General features: G+C 64.0%; 16 protein-coding genes and 1 pseudogene. 5 read left to right on the top strand and 12 right to left on the bottom strand.

What is annotated here, in order from left to right:
- Together BGRAMDRAFT_RS29630 and BGRAMDRAFT_RS29625 are read right to left on the bottom strand one after the other, a co-directional pair.
- A partial coding sequence (locus tag BGRAMDRAFT_RS29630; RefSeq protein WP_044021964.1) for a LysE family translocator occupies positions 1–616 on the bottom strand: 616 nt, incomplete at its 3' end.
- 140 nt (positions 617–756) lie between these two features.
- On the bottom strand, positions 757–1,626 hold the full coding sequence (locus BGRAMDRAFT_RS29625; RefSeq protein WP_006052586.1) for an NAD(P)-dependent oxidoreductase: 870 nt from the start codon (positions 1,624–1,626) through the stop codon (positions 757–759).
- A 95-nt stretch (positions 1,627–1,721) separates the two neighbouring features.
- Between BGRAMDRAFT_RS29625 and BGRAMDRAFT_RS29620 the strand changes: the two genes are divergently transcribed.
- Both BGRAMDRAFT_RS29620 and BGRAMDRAFT_RS29615 read left to right on the top strand, forming a co-directional pair.
- The gene (locus tag BGRAMDRAFT_RS29620; protein WP_006052585.1) at positions 1,722–2,537 is read left to right on the top strand and encodes a Mut7-C RNAse domain-containing protein; all 816 of its coding nucleotides are present in this window, start codon (positions 1,722–1,724) and stop codon (positions 2,535–2,537) included.
- Between the two features lie 84 nt (positions 2,538–2,621).
- Positions 2,622–2,897, top strand: coding sequence for a hypothetical protein (locus tag BGRAMDRAFT_RS29615; protein WP_006052584.1), 276 nt, complete (start codon positions 2,622–2,624; stop codon positions 2,895–2,897).
- 228 nt (positions 2,898–3,125) lie between these two features.
- Here BGRAMDRAFT_RS29615 and BGRAMDRAFT_RS29610 read toward each other — a convergent pair whose 3' ends face one another.
- The 5 genes from BGRAMDRAFT_RS29610 to BGRAMDRAFT_RS29590 form a co-directional block, all read right to left on the bottom strand.
- Complete coding sequence (locus tag BGRAMDRAFT_RS29610; protein WP_006052583.1) at positions 3,126–3,338, bottom strand: hypothetical protein; 213 nt, start codon at positions 3,336–3,338, stop codon at positions 3,126–3,128.
- A 222-nt stretch (positions 3,339–3,560) separates the two neighbouring features.
- Positions 3,561–4,313 carry an IclR family transcriptional regulator domain-containing protein gene (locus BGRAMDRAFT_RS29605; RefSeq protein ID WP_006052582.1) on the bottom strand — a complete coding sequence of 251 codons (753 nt, stop codon included), beginning with the start codon at positions 4,311–4,313 and terminating at the stop codon, positions 3,561–3,563.
- Positions 4,314–4,589: 276 nt separating this feature from the next.
- Positions 4,590–4,850 carry a hypothetical protein gene (locus tag BGRAMDRAFT_RS29600; RefSeq protein WP_006052581.1) on the bottom strand — a complete coding sequence of 87 codons (261 nt, stop codon included), beginning with the start codon at positions 4,848–4,850 and terminating at the stop codon, positions 4,590–4,592.
- Between the two features lie 788 nt (positions 4,851–5,638).
- Entirely contained in the window at positions 5,639–6,355 is a 717-nt protein-coding gene (locus BGRAMDRAFT_RS29595; protein WP_044021965.1) for a DUF2242 domain-containing protein, read from the bottom strand.
- Positions 6,356–6,628: 273 nt separating this feature from the next.
- Positions 6,629–7,306 (bottom strand): transglycosylase SLT domain-containing protein, encoded by a 678-nt coding sequence (locus tag BGRAMDRAFT_RS29590; protein WP_006052579.1) that lies wholly within the window; start codon positions 7,304–7,306, stop codon positions 6,629–6,631.
- Positions 7,307–7,638: 332 nt separating this feature from the next.
- On the opposite strand from BGRAMDRAFT_RS29590, the gene BGRAMDRAFT_RS29585 reads away from it, so the two are divergent.
- Positions 7,639–7,899, top strand: a complete 261-nt coding sequence (locus tag BGRAMDRAFT_RS29585) for a DUF6723 family protein (RefSeq protein ID WP_029970907.1) — start codon at positions 7,639–7,641, stop codon at positions 7,897–7,899.
- A 145-nt stretch (positions 7,900–8,044) separates the two neighbouring features.
- Here BGRAMDRAFT_RS29585 and glmS read toward each other — a convergent pair whose 3' ends face one another.
- The 5 genes and pseudogenes from glmS to BGRAMDRAFT_RS29560 form a co-directional block, all read right to left on the bottom strand.
- The gene (gene glmS / locus BGRAMDRAFT_RS29580; protein ID WP_006052577.1) at positions 8,045–9,862 is read right to left on the bottom strand and encodes a glutamine--fructose-6-phosphate transaminase (isomerizing); all 1,818 of its coding nucleotides are present in this window, start codon (positions 9,860–9,862) and stop codon (positions 8,045–8,047) included.
- 63 nt (positions 9,863–9,925) lie between these two features.
- Entirely contained in the window at positions 9,926–11,311 is a 1,386-nt protein-coding gene (glmU, locus tag BGRAMDRAFT_RS29575) for a bifunctional UDP-N-acetylglucosamine diphosphorylase/glucosamine-1-phosphate N-acetyltransferase GlmU (protein ID WP_006052576.1), read from the bottom strand.
- Between the two features lie 128 nt (positions 11,312–11,439).
- Entirely contained in the window at positions 11,440–12,414 is a 975-nt protein-coding gene (gene ttcA, locus BGRAMDRAFT_RS29570; protein ID WP_006052575.1) for a tRNA 2-thiocytidine(32) synthetase TtcA, read from the bottom strand.
- Between the two features lie 3 nt (positions 12,415–12,417).
- The gene (locus BGRAMDRAFT_RS29565) at positions 12,418–12,813 is read right to left on the bottom strand and encodes a dihydroneopterin aldolase (RefSeq protein ID WP_006052574.1); all 396 of its coding nucleotides are present in this window, start codon (positions 12,811–12,813) and stop codon (positions 12,418–12,420) included.
- 55 nt (positions 12,814–12,868) lie between these two features.
- A pseudogene (locus tag BGRAMDRAFT_RS29560) lies at positions 12,869–13,686 on the bottom strand (SDR family oxidoreductase).
- 13 nt (positions 13,687–13,699) lie between these two features.
- On the opposite strand from BGRAMDRAFT_RS29560, the gene BGRAMDRAFT_RS29555 reads away from it, so the two are divergent.
- Positions 13,700–14,890, top strand: coding sequence for a class I SAM-dependent methyltransferase (locus BGRAMDRAFT_RS29555; RefSeq protein WP_006052571.1), 1,191 nt, complete (start codon positions 13,700–13,702; stop codon positions 14,888–14,890).
- A gap of 16 nt (positions 14,891–14,906) precedes the next feature.
- A complete protein-coding gene (locus BGRAMDRAFT_RS29550) occupies positions 14,907–15,101 on the top strand; it encodes a DUF2905 domain-containing protein (RefSeq protein WP_006052570.1) in 195 nt (64 codons plus the stop codon).
- Positions 15,102–15,126: the final 25 nt, after the last annotated feature.

The following is a 15,126-nucleotide window of genomic DNA, read 5'->3' as shown; positions in this document are numbered from 1 at the left end:
TCATCGCGCCAAAGCCGACGAAGACGCCGCCCGTCAGCCGATTGAACACTCGCGCGACGCTGCGGCTCTTCAGCCGGTTGCCGATGCGCGTGCCGAATCCCGCGTACACGAAATACCAACTCACCTCGATCACGGCGAACGTGGCGACCAGAATGCCGAACTGCGGCAGCTTGGGCAGCGAGGCTTCGATGAATTGCGGCAGCAGCGCGGCGGCAAACAGAATCGCCTTCGGATTGCTGCCCGCCACCAGAAAGCCGTTGCGAAACAGCGCGAGGCGCGAGCGTGCGGGCTTCGCGGCCAGTTCGTCGGCAGCGGACGCGGCGGCTTCGTCAGCGGGCGCGCGCCATGCCTTGATGCCGAGATACACGAGATAGGCCGCGCCGATCAAACGCAGCGCATCGAAGAGGGTCGGCCACGCTTCGAGAAAAACGCCGAGCCCCGCCGCCGACACCGCCAGCATCAGCACCAGCGCCGACAGGCAGCCTGCCATCGTCGCGCCCGTGCGACGCAGGCCGTGCCGCGCACCGTCGGTCATGACGAGCAGCATGTTCGGGCCGGGAATGGCGCACACGACAAAAACTGTGGCGACGAAAAGCCACCAGGTATGCAGACTCATGATGTTTCCGCTGGTTGGGGATTGGGGGGAGATTATCGCTTGAAGGGGGATTTTCTGTTGGCGGGGGGTTTGGCGGATGGGGTGGTTGCCGCGGTCGCCCGCGACATAGGCGGCCGGTAAGCCGCCAGCCGCCCATCAAATCACCGTCCGGCCCGCCGCGCCGCCACTTGCCCCAGCACCGCGAAATCCTTCTCACCGTCGCCATGCGCGACCGCTTCGATCAGACTGTCGCGGACGACGCTCGCAATCGGCAGCGGCGTCGTGACGGCGTCGGCGGCGGCCAGTGCGAGACGCAAGTCCTTCAGTCCCAAACGCGCCTTGAAGAGCGCCGGCTCGTAGCTGTTCTCGGCGATCATCTTGCCGTAGCCGGCATAGACCGGTCCCGGAAAAATGCCGCTCGTAATCACGTCGAGGAAATCCTGAATCGCGAGGCCATGTCCGGACACGAGCGCAGCGGCTTCGCCGAGCGTCTCGACGGCCGCGCCGAGCATGAAGTTCGCGGCCAGCTTGATCACGTTCGCCTGTTGCGGCAGCGAGCCGATGCGCCAGGTTTTCTGACCGATCGCGTCGAACACCGGCTGCACGCGGTCGATTGCCTCAGCCGGCCCGCCCGCCACAATCGTCAGCTTCCCGGCGGCGGCCACGTCAGGCCGGCCGAGCACCGGAGCGGCGACGTAATCGACACCGCGCGATGCGTGCGCGGTCGCGAGTTCCTCGGCGAGCGCAACGGAAATCGTCGCCATGTTGACGTGAATCAGCCCGCGGGGCGCATGCTCGAGCAACGACGCCGTCACGACTTCGCGCAGCGCGGCATCGTCGGCGAGCATCGAGAACACCGCGTCGCCGGCAAACGCTTCGGCCGGCGTGGCGACGATCCGTGCGCCTGCATCGGCGAGCGCTTGCGCGCGTTCCGGCGAGCGGTTCCACACGCGCACCTGGTGCCCCGCTTTCAGAATGTTTGCAACCATCGCGGCGCCCATCTCGCCGAGACCGATAAAACCGATGTCCATCTGTGGCTCCGTCTTCTAAAGATGTGGAAGTAAAGCACAGCCACGCGACAGATGCAGGAAAAGCACGCAACGGCGCGCAGTGCGATACTTCGACGATGGTCACCGCGACTTTCCGCTTCTACGAGGAGCTGAACGATTTTCTCGCCCGGCCGCTGCGCCGGCGCCCGTTCGCCTACGCATGCGCGCGTGACGCCACCACCAAGCACGCGATCGAATCGCTCGGCGTGCCGCATACCGAAGTCGAACTGATCCTGGTGAACGGCGAGTCCGTCGGTTTCAATCACCCGCTCGCGGACGGCGACCGCGTCGCCGTCTATCCGAAGTTCGAAGCGCTCGACATCCGTCCGCTGCTGCGCGTGCGCGAACGGCCGCTGCGCGTGGTTCGCTTCATCGCCGATGCGCATCTTGGCGGGCTCGCGCCGCTGCTGCGCCTGGCCGGCTTCGACACGCTCTACGACAACAACTTTCCCGACGCCCGCATCGAGGCGCTCGCCGCCGCGGAAGACCGCATCGTCCTCACCCGCGACCGCGAGTTGTTGAAACGCCGCACCATCACGCACGGCTGCTATGTCCGCACGCTCAGGCCGCGCGAGCAATTGCGCGAAGTGTTCGAACGGCTGGATCTCGCAGGCAGCGCCCAGCCGTTCCGACTATGCCTGATGTGCAACGCGCCGCTAAGGCGCATCCCGCGCGATGAAGTCGGCGACCGCGCGCCCGACGGCGTATTGGAGCGGCATAACCAGTTTGTCACCTGCGACGTGTGCCGTCGCGTGTTCTGGGAAGGCACGCACTGGCAACGAATGCGCGCGCTGATGGACAGCGTGGCGGCGACGCCGGCCCAATCTGAAGCTCCCAACGGTCGCGACGCGTCCGACGCTCGCGATGCAAGCGCGCCCGGCGTCGTGCCGTGAGACGCATACATAGGCCGTTCGTTCGCGCGGCGCCACGCACGGTGCGTACAATGCGGGATTACTTATCTGGCAGAGGCCTGACGTATGGCGATGAAAAAGACCGACCTTGAAAAAAACAAGGCACTCAAGCTCAACAACGCAATGAAGCAGTCCACCGCCGAGCGCTTCGGCAAAGCCGCCGCGGCGCCGGCACCCGATCGCCGCGAGCAGCGCAAGCTGGATCAGGCGCAGGGCCTCGTTCCGTTCGCGTGCAAGCTGAATAGCGATCTGGTCGCCGAATTGAAGGAGCGCGCCGCCGAGCATCCGGAAGGCATGACGGGACTGCTGAGCGAAGTGATCAAGCGCGGGCTCGCGGGCTGAGTGCCGCGGACGCGGGCGCGGCATGCGCGCCTGCTTTAAGACGTGGGTTGACGACGTTTTGCGTTGGAAACGGCGCCGCCCTCTCCCGAACGGAGCGCAAATACAAAAAGGCCAGAGCACGAGCTCTGGCCTTTTTGCTTGGCGACTGCATTCAATCCGGCTGACGAGCGCCGCACTAGCGGCGCGTACAACGAGCGAAGCAGCGCTGCCTGGCGAACGGGCGCCTGCTTAGTTCTGCGTGCCCTTGTCGTTCGTGCCGGCGGCCGATGCCGCTGCAGCGACCGGAGCGCGCTTGCCGTGCGACTTCAGCTTCTTGACGTGGTGCTTCTTCGGTGCGCTAGCTGCAGCGGCCGGAGCGGCTGCGTCCGATGCTTGTGCGAAAGCTTGAACCGAGACCAGCGCGATCGATGCAGCTGCGAGCGAGACGATAACTTTTTTCATGTGTTGTTCCCCAAACCTAACGACTGAGTCAGTGTGAATGAAATAGCTGCACGGCGAAGCACGCAGGACTCAGGCGCCCTGCCGCTCCCCGCGGGAGAGTATTACCTGGCGTAGGGAGTTTGTCATGCGCAAAACCCGATATGTATTTTCCTGGAGACAGCTCGCTTTCGAGACGCTTTCACCCATAAGCGCGCGATACCAGGGAGATTCCCTGGCCCGCCGTCAGACGAGGTTGCGCAGCAGGCTCGCGGTCTCGAGCAGCGTCGGCAGAACGCGGTGCAGCGCGGCGTTCGCCGATTCTTCACCGATCGGCATGCTCACGCTGATCGCCGCGACGACCGTGCCATGCCGGTCGCGCAAGGGCACCGCGACGCCGCGCACCCCGAGTTCGAGTTGCTGATCGGTCACCACGTAGCCGTTGCGCCGGATTTCGCCGAGCACTTCGCGCAGCCGTTCGATGGTGGCATACGTGTGCGGCGTGAACACCTTGATCGGATACGACGCGAGCCATTGCTCGATGCTCTCGGGCGCCTGAAACGCCAGCAACACCAATCCCGCCGACGACAAAGGCGCCGGCGCGCGCGAGCCGAGCACGAAGCCGACCGCCATCGCCCGATTCACGCCGTTGCGGGCGACGTAGACGACATCGTGTTCGTCGAGAATCGCGACGAGCGCCGTTTCCTGAAGCGTCGCCGTGATCCGTTGCAGGAAGGGCTGGACCGTGCGCGGCAAGCGCGCGGAGTCGAGATACGACTGCCCGAGCCGCAGCACACGCGGCGCGAGCCAGAACAGCTTGCCGTCCGTGTCGACGTAGCCGAGTTCGCGCAGCGTCAGCAGATAGCGGCGCGCCGCCGTGCGCGACAAGCCGGCGCGGCCGGCTACTGCCGTGGGCGTCATGCGCGCGTGCTCTTCGTCGAATGCCTCGATGATCGCCAATGCCTTCGCGGCGCCGGCGATCCAGTCTTTGTCGTCCATCGGTTGCCTGAGATTTTCGCCCGCTAATGTGGCGATGCGACCTTCGCCATGCCGCCAGCGCCGCCCGCGCGAAATGCGGGGCATGCGGCGGATCACCGAATGCAGTTGATTGCGCGCAATTGTGCCCGAAGCAGTGGCGTGTTCGCGCGATTATCGCGCGAGGGGACGGTGACCTGTCACGCGGTGCGTCGGGTTGTAGTGGGGCGAATCGGTGTGCGTTTTACTTGAGCGCGCGCAAGCGCAAGTGGTACGACCGAGTGCCGCAGCGACGACCGCTCAAGCGGCTCGCGGATGCGTATAGAGATGCGGGGAGTCGGCCGTCGGAGGGAAGACGCACCAGCAGCCGTCGTCGTGGCGAAAGAAGAAGAGTCCGCGCGAGCCGGTAGCGGCGTCAACCGCGGAAGTCTCGACGCGCACATAGCGTCGGCCGCCGACGCGCGTGCGGCTGAATTCGGTGACGTGGACCGCCGCCGAAGGCGCCGGCGCGAGCCATTTATCGACGAGGAAACGCAACGACTGTTCGCTCGCGGCTCTCATGATCCGCTCCTCGCCGGCTTGTTTTCCGGGGCTTCGCGGGTGGTGTCGGTATCGTCGCTGGATTGACTGTCGCGCGAGGCTTCGTCCCGCTCGGCCGATGCAAGCGCCATATCCCGGTTCGTCGCCGCCGCCCGCAGCGTGCTGCAATGGGTAGCATGTCTGATATCCGAGAGAAGACGGACCAACTGTCGTGCTGTTCTGCGCTTCATTCCACACCCCCGCACCGCACCAAGAACTTCAGAAAACACTTTAACTCTATGCCTCGATCGGGCATTGCCAAAGCTTTTTGACGAAATAGCAACACTCACGCTTGCAAAAAGAGAGTCGCAAGCTTCGTACCGCCACGTTCAATGTGCGCTTCGCGCTGTAAGCGGTCTGTACGCTCGCGAGCAAACGGCAGACGAAAGACAACCGCGCGCCGAACGCGGCGCTAACTACGAGTTATCCACACGAGCCTTTGCATAACCTCGGGACAGTGCATGGAACAGGCTGTGCGCGAAATCTTGATAAGACCGACTTCGCTGCCGGCCGCCCCAAACTTATCCCGGCTTCGTAGTTTTTCTACAGAGTCGTCCCGCAGGGTTATCGAATTCCCATTACCTTGATGTAACGGAAGAATCAGCGGTTATCCACAGAGCGGGCTAACCCTTGTTAACTACTACTACGTATGTATACGAAGGAAGTAAACGACATAGGAGAACTGCCGCCGCGCGCCGCTTTTGCAAGCGAAGCGCGCTGCGTTCAGCGGCGAGGCAGTGGTGAGGAGTCAGTGAAGAATCAATGAAGAGTCAGCGAAGCGTGCCGGCTTCGCTCGCCGGTTGGACGGAGGCGGCCTTGCCGATCAGCTCCGGCGTTTCGGACACCGGCGCGGACATCGGCGCAGACATCGACGCAGATGCGGGCGGCGCTGCCTCGACCGGCATCGGCAACAGATGCATCTCGATGCGGTCGTTGACCACCGGCTGGGTGCGCACGACCGTCTGCAGATAATGATCGACGAGACCAAAGAAACGGTCGTAGAACTTGCCGGACGGAATGGTCTCGCTGGAGATCTTCACCATCGCGTCGCTGTTCGAGCGGATCGGCAGCGACAGCGACCCGAGCACGCTCAAGCCAACGCTCGCCGACGTATCGCTCTTCTTCAACGCAAAGCCGTTCTGCACCGCGTTCACGTAGACGATGCTCGTACTGCTCGCCTCCTCGCCCGGCGTGCACACGACGTGAAATTCCACGACCACATGCGTATCGCCGGACGGCTGAAAGTTCTTGGTGCCGTCGACGGTATCGTTGCGCGTCATCGTCGTCAGATAGCCCTGGCTCAGCAGCGCGCGGCGCGCGGCTTCGCAGGTGTCGGTCACGCTCGAATTGAAATTGCGCGCGTACGGACTCGCGCCGGTTTCGAACAACTCCTGCTGGAATTTCGGCGTGGGGGCGCTGCTGCAAGCGGCGAGCAGCATCAGGCCGCACAGCGAGGCCACGGTGGTTTTGAAAAGCGAGGTGGACATGGTCAATCTAAAAAGCGCTGCGTACATGCGGACAAACCGCGAGGGAAATGCATTGTAGAGCGGTTGACGCTTGTGCGTAAAAAGCGTGCAGCGAAGCCGACGGTGCGCGAGTGGCGGCCGTCTGTCGGTGTCTGGTGGATGGGGGGATGGTGAAGATGGCAGCACTGAATGAGTGCCGCTGGGACTGCCGCTAGGGCCGCAGGTGCCGCCAGGGCTACCTTGACGACGCTCCGCCCTGCACAGCAGCGAAGGAACGCAAACAAGCGCTGCCGATTAATTCGCCACCGCGGCAAGTCCCGCCGACGCTACCGCCCCACTTGCACCGACATTAGCCGCCGCCGTAGTAGCACCCGCCGCGTTAGCCGGAGCGACAGCGCCTCCATTACTCGCGTTGCCGGGCGCAGGCGAGCAACGGCCCGTCGCGTGAGCGTCGCACGCATCGGTCTTCGCGTTGAGATTTTTGATGGAGTCTTGCGGCGTGGCCACGCCCGCAAAGTCGCCGGCGCGCAAGCTGACTTTCTGCGCGTAGGCTTGCGAGCCGCCGTAGCTCTTGAGCGCGGCGTTCATGTCGCCGTTGGCCGAGCGCATGTAGCCGTACAGAATCGCCGAGCCGACCTCGATGTTCGCCGTCGGTTCGGTGAGATCCTTCACGTTCCTCAGAAGCCCGCGATGCGCGCTCGGCACCACCTGCATCAGTCCGGTTGCGCCGTTGGCGCCCTTGGCCTTTTCCTTGAAGCGGGATTCGATCGAGATAATCGCGAGCAGCAGCGCCGGCGGCAACGAATATCTGGATGCCGCCGATTGAACCGCATCGGATATTTTCTCGGCCTTTTCCTTGGCGAGCCCGAATTTCTGCGTCAGATAGGCGGACACGCGGTCGCCATTTTCCTCGGCCATCGCGGATTGCACGAGGCCAAGCGACAGCAGAATCAGGCAGAGTAACCGGCTCATGGGAAAGGTCTGAGGAAAAGTCTGCGCATTATAACCTTGCCTAAAAAATTGGCATCTCTTGAATTGAATGCGGATGCAAAGCAAAGTGCCGGCGCGCGCGAGCCGTGCATGGCGAGGCTCGCAGCGCCCCGTCACTGCTTGTCCCCGCCGTTTGTGGACGCAGACATTTGGTCCGTTAGTTGCAAACCAGCGAATCAGTCGGGCCTATCGCAACGATCGGCGCATAAGCTAAACCGCCCCGTTCCCGCGGATTTGAGACAATGACGTTCGCGCCGTGGACGGCCATCCGTCCGCGGCAATCGCAGGCTTATCAAACCCGAGACGTCTTCTGTATGAGCAAGACCGCATTTATCCCGAGCGTCCCCGCCGCGTCAGAGGACGATTTCGACATATCGACGACGTCCAGGCTGGTGGGCTATCGACGCTTCTTCGGCGTGTTGAAGGTCGTCCGAACCACGGACGGCCGCGTGCTGTTCCCGTTCGACGGCGCGCCCGAACTCGGGCCGTACCCGACGAAGCTCGAAGCGGTCGCCGCGGCACAGGTCTACGGCGAGCACATCGTCACGAGCGACCTCGCGCGGCCGGAGTTGTGAGACGCATAAGCGGCACGTGTGGCACAGGTGCCGCGCGGTGCATGGCCGCGGTTGCATAAACGAAAGTTGCAATAAAAAAGCGCCGGCTAGCCGGCGCTTTTTGCTGGATGCGCTACTCAGACAGACCCGCAACGCTCCCCCACCCTCACTCCACCGTCACCGACTTCGCCAGATTCCGCGGCTTATCGACATCCGTGCCACGCGCGCAAGCCGTGTGATACGCGAGCAACTGCAGCGGCACCACATGCAGGATCGGCGAAAGCACACCATAGTGTTCAGGCATGCGAATCACATGCAGACCTTCGTCGTTGACGATCTTCGTGTCCGCGTCGGCGAACACGTAGAGCTGGCCGCCGCGCGCACGCACCTCCTGAATGTTTGACTTCAGCTTCTCCAGCAACGCGTCGTTCGGCGCGACGGTGACCACCGGCATCGCCTCGGTCACGAGCGCGAGCGGTCCGTGCTTCAACTCGCCAGCGGGATAAGCTTCCGCGTGAATGTAGGAAATCTCCTTTAGCTTCAGCGCGCCTTCCAGCGCGATCGGATAATGCATGCCGCGTCCGAGAAACAGTGCATGTTCCTTGCGCGAAAATTCCTCCGACCACGCGATGATTTGCGGCTCCAACGCCAGCACGCTATTGAGCGCAGCCGGCAGATGGCGCAGTTGCCTGAAGTATTCGGCCTCCTGCTCTGGGCTCACGCGCCCGCGCAGCTTCGCAAGCGTGACGGCCAGCACGAATAGCGCGACGAGCTGAGTAGTGAATGCCTTCGTCGACGCGACGCCGATTTCGCGGCCCGCATGCGTGAGGAACGCGAGCTCGGTCTGACGCACCATCGCGCTCGTGCCGACGTTGCACACCGCCAGCGTATGCCGATGCCCAAGCGTCTGCGCATGCTTGAGCGCCGCGAGCGTATCCGCGGTTTCGCCCGACTGCGAGATCACCACGACGAGCGACTTCGGATTCGGCACCGACTCGCGATAGCGATACTCGCTGGCAATTTCGACTTGCGTCGGAATCTTCGCGATCGACTCGAGCCAGTACTTCGCCGTGAGCCCCGAGTAGTAGCTCGTGCCGCACGCGAGGATCAGCAGATTGTCGATGTCCGCGAACACCTTGCCGGCGCCCTCGCCGAACAGCGACGCGTCGAACGAATCGGACGGCGGAATCGTGTCCGAGATCGCGCGCGGCTGCTCGAAAATCTCTTTCTGCATGAAGTGGCGATACGGGCCGAGCTCGACCGCGCCGCCGTACGCCGCGACCTGACGCACTTCGCGCAGCGCTTCGTTGCCCTCGCGATCCGCGATCCGCACGCCTTCGAGCGTCAACTCGCAGACGTCGCCTTCTTCCAGGAAAATGAAGCGCTCGGTGCTGCCCGCGAGCGCGAGCGCGTCGGACGCGAGGAAGTTCTCGCCGTCGCCGAGCCCGACCACGAGCGGCGAACCCTGGCGCGCGCCGACCACCGTATGCGGCTGGTCTTTATGCAGCACCGCGATCGCATAAGCGCCGTGCAGTTGCCCGACGGCCTCGCGCACGGCCGCGAACAGATCGCCGCGATACAGGCTGTGAATCAGATGCGCGATAACCTCTGTGTCGGTCTGCGAGACAAACGTGTAACCCTTGCCGCGCAGCATCTCCCGCAGCGACTCGTAATTCTCGATGATGCCGTTGTGTACCAACGCCAGCGCATCTTTCGAGAAGATCGGATGGGCATTGTCGGTCACGGGCGCGCCGTGCGTCGCCCAGCGCGTATGCGCAATACCGGTAATGCCGCCGAGTTGGCTCTCGCGCACCTGCTCGTCCAGATCGGCGACGCGCGCCACGCTGCGCGCGCGCGCCGGGCCGCTTTCGCCCAGGACCGCGACGCCGCACGAATCGTAGCCGCGGTATTCGAGCCGCCGCAGTCCTTCGATCAGGACGGGGACGATATTACGTTGCGCTGCCGCGCCGACAATGCCGCACATGGTCTTGTTCCTATTCAGTGCTGGAATGTGCGAAGGCGCGAATCGCGGCGCCCACGCTCTTCGTCAATTCTTCTTTTTGGTCGGGCGTACATAGCCCGTCTTGCTGGTTTGCGTCTTGTCGTTCAGCACGAGCGCGTCCGCTTCGACGTCCTTCCAGACCGTCGTGCCCGCCGCGATTGTCGCGCCGCGCTTCACGCGCACCGGCGCAACGAGTTGCGTGTCGGAGCCGACGAACACGTCGTCTTCGATGATCGTGCGGAACTTGTTCGCGCCGTCGTAATTGCAGGTGATGGTGCCCGCACCAATATTCACGCGTGCGCCAATATCCGAGTCGCCGATATAGGTGAGGTGATTCGCCTTCGAGCCGTGGCCGAGCACCGCGTTCTTCACTTCGACGAAGTTGCCGACGTGCGATTCGTCCTTCAGCGACGCGCCTGGGCGCAGCCGCGCATACGGTCCGAGCACGACGTGCGCGCCGACTTCCGCGCCTTCGATATGCGTGAACGCATCGACCCGCGTGCCTGCGCCAATGCTCGCGTTACGGATCACGCAGTTCGGTCCGATCGTCACGTTATCGGCAAGCGTGACGCGGCCTTCGAATACGCAATTCACGTCGATGGACACATCGCGGCCGCATTCGAGCGTACCGCGCACATCCACTCGCGCCGGGTCGGCCAGCGTCACGCCGGCCACGAGCAACGCATCCGCCGTATTGCGCTGGTGAATCCGCTCGAGTTCGGCAAGCTGCTGCTTGCTGTTCACGCCGAGCGTTTCCCACTCGTCCTGCGGCTGCGTGGTGACGACGTCGAGACCCGCTTCGATCGCCAGTTCCACGGCGTCGGTCAGATAGAACTCGCCTTGCGCGTTATCGTTCTTCAGCGCGGCGAGCCAGCCCGACAGCGGGCCGGTCGGCGCAACGACGATGCCGGTGTTGATCTCGTCGATGAGAAGCTGATCGGCGCTCGCATCTTTCTGTTCGACGATGCGCGACACATTGCCTTGCGGATCGCGCACGATGCGGCCGTAGCCGCTCGGGTCCGCGAGCTTCACGGTGAGCACGCCATAAGCGCCGCCACCTGTGCCCTCGCCTGCACCCTCGCCCGCGCGCTCGACAAGCGCCTGCAAGGTGCTGGCGCGCGTGAGCGGCACGTCGCCATACAGCACGAGCGTAGGCACCGAAGGATCGAGAAGCGGCAACGCCTGCTGCACCGCGTGGCCAGTGCCGAGCTGTTGCTCCTGCACGGCGAACTGGACGTCGGGCGCGGCGACCGCATCGCGAACCGCCTCGGCGCCGTGGCCGATTACCACGACGAGGCGCGTGGGCTTCAGCGTGCGGGCAGTGTCGATGACATGAGCGAGGAGCGGCCGGCCGGCCAGGGGATGGAGCACCTTGGGCAGCGCGGAACGCATGCGCTTACCGGTGCCTGCCGCCAAAATCACGATGTTCATGGCGTCGGCATATAGACTAGTTTGGAGCCGACGATTCTATCACGCACCCTCTCGCGAAAATGGCCGCGAAAGCGGCCACATTGCAAGCGAAAGTAAGTGAAGAAGCGCCTTTTATGCGGGACTTCCGGTCACAGATCGTCGAACTGGACAATGGAGATAGGCCGCGCCGCACCGAGCGGCGCACCGTCACTCGCATCGGTCGAACACGGTTCTTCGTCGAATGCGATGTCGCCTTGCGGGTCGGCCTCGCCGGTCGCGCGCAAATCCGCAAACGGAAACAGCTTGTGATCCATCAGATGCGACGGCACGACGTTCGTCAACGCATTGAACATGTTCTCGATGCGGCCCGGAAAGCGCTTCTCCCAATCGCGAATCAGCGCCTTCATTTCCGCACGCTTCAGGTTCGGCTGACTGCCGCACAGATTGCACGGAATGATCGGGAATTCACGCAGCTCGGCGTACTTTTCCAGATCGGTTTCCTTCACGTAAGCGAGCGGACGGATCACGATGTTCTTGCCGTCGTCCGATTGCAGCTTGGGCGGCATGCCCTTCAGCTTGCCGCCGTAAAACATGTTGAGCAGCAGCGTTTGCAGAATGTCGTCGCGATGATGGCCGAGCGCGATCTTGGTCGCGCCGAGTTCGCCCGCCACGCGGTACAGAATGCCGCGCCGCAGCCGCGAGCACAGCGAGCACGTGGTCTTGCCCTCGGGCACCAGCCGCTTGACGATGCTGTAGGTGTCCTGATTCTCGATATGAAACGGAATGTCCAGTTGCTTCAGATACTCGGGCAGCACGTGTTCGGGAAAGCCGGGCTGCTTCTGATCGAGGTTGACCGCGACGATGTCGAAGTTGATCGGCGCGCGCTCGCGCAGGCGCATCAGCACGTCGAGCATCGCGTAGCTGTCCTTGCCGCCCGACAGGCACACCATCACCTTGTCGCCGTTCTCGATCATGTTGAAGTCGCCGATCGCCTGGCCCACCAGGCGCGCGAGCCGCTTGAAGAGCTTGTTGTTCTCGTACGCCTCTTTCTGCTCGCGGCGCGTGAGCGGCGACTTTTCGCGAGCGGCGGGCGCGGCGGCGTCCATGATTTCGGGAGCGTTCATGGCTCAGTCCTCTTTGATTCGGAATACTTCGACGCCCACCGCGTCGCAGTCGGGATACACATCGGGCTTTTCGGTGGACACGCGCGCGGCCCGCACTTGCGGATGCTCGAGCATGGTCTTCACCAGATCGTCGCACAGCGTTTCCTGCAGATGAATATGACCTTGCTCGACGCGGCGCGAAATGGTGGATCGCATGAAGTCGTAGTCGACGACTTCGGCCAGCTTGTCTTCAACCGGCGTGGACAGCGCGAGCGGCACGAACAGTTCGACGTTGATCACCACGCGCTGTTCGCCGCGCTTTTCGAAGTCGTGCACGCCGATGTTGATGTGCACTTCGTAATTGCGCAGAAAGAGCCGGCGGCAATCGGCAAGCCGGGGATGCGAAAGAGCGGCAAACATGTTCGTTCCAGTCCAAAAAAGCGTGCGTGGCACGCAAGGGGGCGCAAGCGGTGCTTCAGGCGCCCGTCAAAAACATCACGTCGCGCGGCAGCGGCACGAGGTGCTGCCCGCCGTCGACAACCAGCGTCGTTCCTGTGACGCCGCTTGCATCCGCGAGATACAGCGCGGCGGCGACGACATCTTCGGGCCGCGACGCGCGACCCAACGGCGTAACCGTGTGAGCCGCCGCAAAGCTTTCCGGCGTCTGATCGGCGGATTGCATCGTGAGGCCCGGCGCGAGCCCGACCACCCGCACCTTCGGCGCCAACGCCTGCGCAAGCGCGACCGTGGCGGTCTGCAACGCCGCCTTCGACAGCGTATAGGACAGGTAGTCCGGGTTCATGTTGTACAGCTTCTGATCCAGCACGTTGATGACCACGCTGCGCTGCGTTTCGTCCGTCAGCGCGGCTGCGGCGTCGCGTCGTACAGCATGCGCGCGAGCACGAGCGGCGCGCCGAGGTTCATCGCGGTCAGCTTCAGCAGCAGTTCATAGCCGACGTCGAGCGCGGTGTCTTCCTCGAAGCGCGAGGCGTTGTTCACGATGCACGCCGGCCGGCCGAGCGCGGCGATGCAGGCCGGCAACAGGCCCGTGACTTGGGCCTCATCGCCCAGTTCGGCGTGCAAGGCCACCGCCCGGCGGCCCATGCCGACGATTTCCGCGACCACCTCTTCGGCTTCGTGCCGCGAGGCGCCGTAGTGGACCGCCACGTCCCAGCCGCGCGCGGCAAAGCCAAGCGCGAGCGCGCGTCCGATGCGGCGCGCGGCGCCGGTAATCAGCACGACGCGCGGCGTTTCAGGCGCGCGGGCGCCGGCAGTGTCCGTGGAAGCGGTCATTTACAATGCGGGGATGAATCCGAAAGCTCACCAACCCGATAGTTTACCTGCTCCCGGCCCAAGCGCGCTCGCGCAGTCAGAAGCGCTCGTCGCCCGGATTCGCGCGGACATCGACGACGCCGGCGGCTGGTTGCCGTTCGACCGCTACATGGCGCGCGCGCTGTACGCGCCCGGACTCGGCTACTACAGCGGCGGCGCCCGCAAATTCGGGCTGCGCGGCGACGACGGCAGCGACTTCGTCACGGCGCCCGAACTGTCGCCGCTCTTCGCGGCCACGCTTGCGCGGCCCATCGCCGAAGCGTTGCAGGCAAGCGGCACGCGCGACGTGATGGAGTTCGGCGCGGGCACCGGCAAACTCGCGGCCGGCCTGCTCAACGCACTGGCTGCACTCGGCGCCGAGTTCGACAGCTATTCGATCGTCGACCTTTCCGGCGAATTGCGCGAGCGTCAGCGCGAAACCATCGCAGCCGCGGCGCCCGCGCTCGCCGCCAAAGTGCGCTGGCTCGACGCGTTGCCCGAGCGCTTCGAAGGCGTGGTGATCGGCAACGAGGTGCTGGACGCGATGCCGGTGCGGCTGTTCGCTTCCGTCGACGGCGCGTGGCGCGAACGCGGCGTCGTCTGGCGCGACGGCTGGTTCGCATTCGAAGACCGTGAAGTGTCCGCGTCGGCGGATACGGCGCTGCTCTCGGAAATCGACACCGGCGGCGGCGACTACGTCGCGGAGACGCACGACGCCGCGCGTGCCTTCACGCGGACCATCTGCACGATGCTCGCGCGCGGCGCGGCGTTTTTCATCGACTATGGTTTCCCGCGTCACGAGTACTACCATGCGCAGCGCGCGCAAGGCACGCTGATGTGCCACTACCGGCATCGCGCGCACGGCGATCCGTTTGTTTATCCGGGCTTGCAGGACATTACCGCGCACGTGGAATTCACCGGCATCGCCGAAGCGGGCGTCGAGACCGGCGCGGACCTGCTGGGGTTCACATCGCAAGCCCGCTTTCTGCTGAATGCGGGCATTACGGATGCGCTTTCGGAAATCGATCCCGCCGACACCGCGCGCTTTCTGCCCGCGGCGAATGCGGTCCAGAAGCTGTTGTCGGAGGCCGAGATGGGCGAGCTCTTCAAGGTGATCGCGTTCTCGCGCGGACTCGAAGACACGCTGCAGGCGTTTGCAAGCGGCGACCGGTCGCATACGTTGTGACGCCGGGATACACGTCATGATCCGCTGGCTGCTGACCACGTTCGTCGCTCTTGCGGTGCTGTCGGCCTGCTGGCCGTGGCTTCGCAAGCTCGGCATTGGACGCATGCCCGGCGACGTGACCGTGCGTCTTTTCGGACGCGAATATCATTTCCCGTTCATGTCCACGCTGTTGCTGTCGATGCTGCTGTCGTTTATCGCGCGGCTCTTGTAGCTGCGGTTTCTCGAACGCGGTTTGC

The sequence above is a fragment of the Paraburkholderia graminis C4D1M genome (assembly GCF_000172415.1).
Taxonomy (GTDB): domain Bacteria; phylum Pseudomonadota; class Gammaproteobacteria; order Burkholderiales; family Burkholderiaceae; genus Paraburkholderia; species Paraburkholderia graminis.
The sequence above is the reverse complement of the archived record's forward strand: the minus strand, read 5'-3'. Positions and strand labels throughout refer to the sequence as shown.

What these genes read in the sequence shown, in the direction of transcription:
- BGRAMDRAFT_RS29625 (WP_006052586.1), bottom strand. Translation starts at nt 1,626, where the DNA reads ATGGACATCGGTTTTATCGGTCTCGGCGAGATGGGCGCCGCGATGGTT.
- BGRAMDRAFT_RS29620 (WP_006052585.1), top strand. Translation starts at nt 1,722, where the DNA reads ATGGTCACCGCGACTTTCCGCTTCTACGAGGAGCTGAACGATTTTCTC.
- BGRAMDRAFT_RS29615 (WP_006052584.1), top strand. Translation starts at nt 2,622, where the DNA reads ATGGCGATGAAAAAGACCGACCTTGAAAAAAACAAGGCACTCAAGCTC.
- BGRAMDRAFT_RS29610 (WP_006052583.1), bottom strand. Translation starts at nt 3,338, where the DNA reads ATGAAAAAAGTTATCGTCTCGCTCGCAGCTGCATCGATCGCGCTGGTC.
- BGRAMDRAFT_RS29605 (WP_006052582.1), bottom strand. Translation starts at nt 4,313, where the DNA reads ATGGACGACAAAGACTGGATCGCCGGCGCCGCGAAGGCATTGGCGATC.
- BGRAMDRAFT_RS29600 (WP_006052581.1), bottom strand. Translation starts at nt 4,850, where the DNA reads ATGAGAGCCGCGAGCGAACAGTCGTTGCGTTTCCTCGTCGATAAATGG.
- BGRAMDRAFT_RS29595 (WP_044021965.1), bottom strand. Translation starts at nt 6,355, where the DNA reads ATGTCCACCTCGCTTTTCAAAACCACCGTGGCCTCGCTGTGCGGCCTG.
- BGRAMDRAFT_RS29590 (WP_006052579.1), bottom strand. Translation starts at nt 7,306, where the DNA reads ATGAGCCGGTTACTCTGCCTGATTCTGCTGTCGCTTGGCCTCGTGCAA.
- BGRAMDRAFT_RS29585 (WP_029970907.1), top strand. Translation starts at nt 7,639, where the DNA reads ATGAGCAAGACCGCATTTATCCCGAGCGTCCCCGCCGCGTCAGAGGAC.
- glmS (WP_006052577.1), bottom strand. Translation starts at nt 9,862, where the DNA reads ATGTGCGGCATTGTCGGCGCGGCAGCGCAACGTAATATCGTCCCCGTC.
- glmU (WP_006052576.1), bottom strand. Translation starts at nt 11,311, where the DNA reads ATGAACATCGTGATTTTGGCGGCAGGCACCGGTAAGCGCATGCGTTCC.
- ttcA (WP_006052575.1), bottom strand. Translation starts at nt 12,414, where the DNA reads ATGAACGCTCCCGAAATCATGGACGCCGCCGCGCCCGCCGCTCGCGAA.
- BGRAMDRAFT_RS29565 (WP_006052574.1), bottom strand. Translation starts at nt 12,813, where the DNA reads ATGTTTGCCGCTCTTTCGCATCCCCGGCTTGCCGATTGCCGCCGGCTC.
- BGRAMDRAFT_RS29555 (WP_006052571.1), top strand. Translation starts at nt 13,700, where the DNA reads ATGAATCCGAAAGCTCACCAACCCGATAGTTTACCTGCTCCCGGCCCA.
- BGRAMDRAFT_RS29550 (WP_006052570.1), top strand. Translation starts at nt 14,907, where the DNA reads ATGATCCGCTGGCTGCTGACCACGTTCGTCGCTCTTGCGGTGCTGTCG.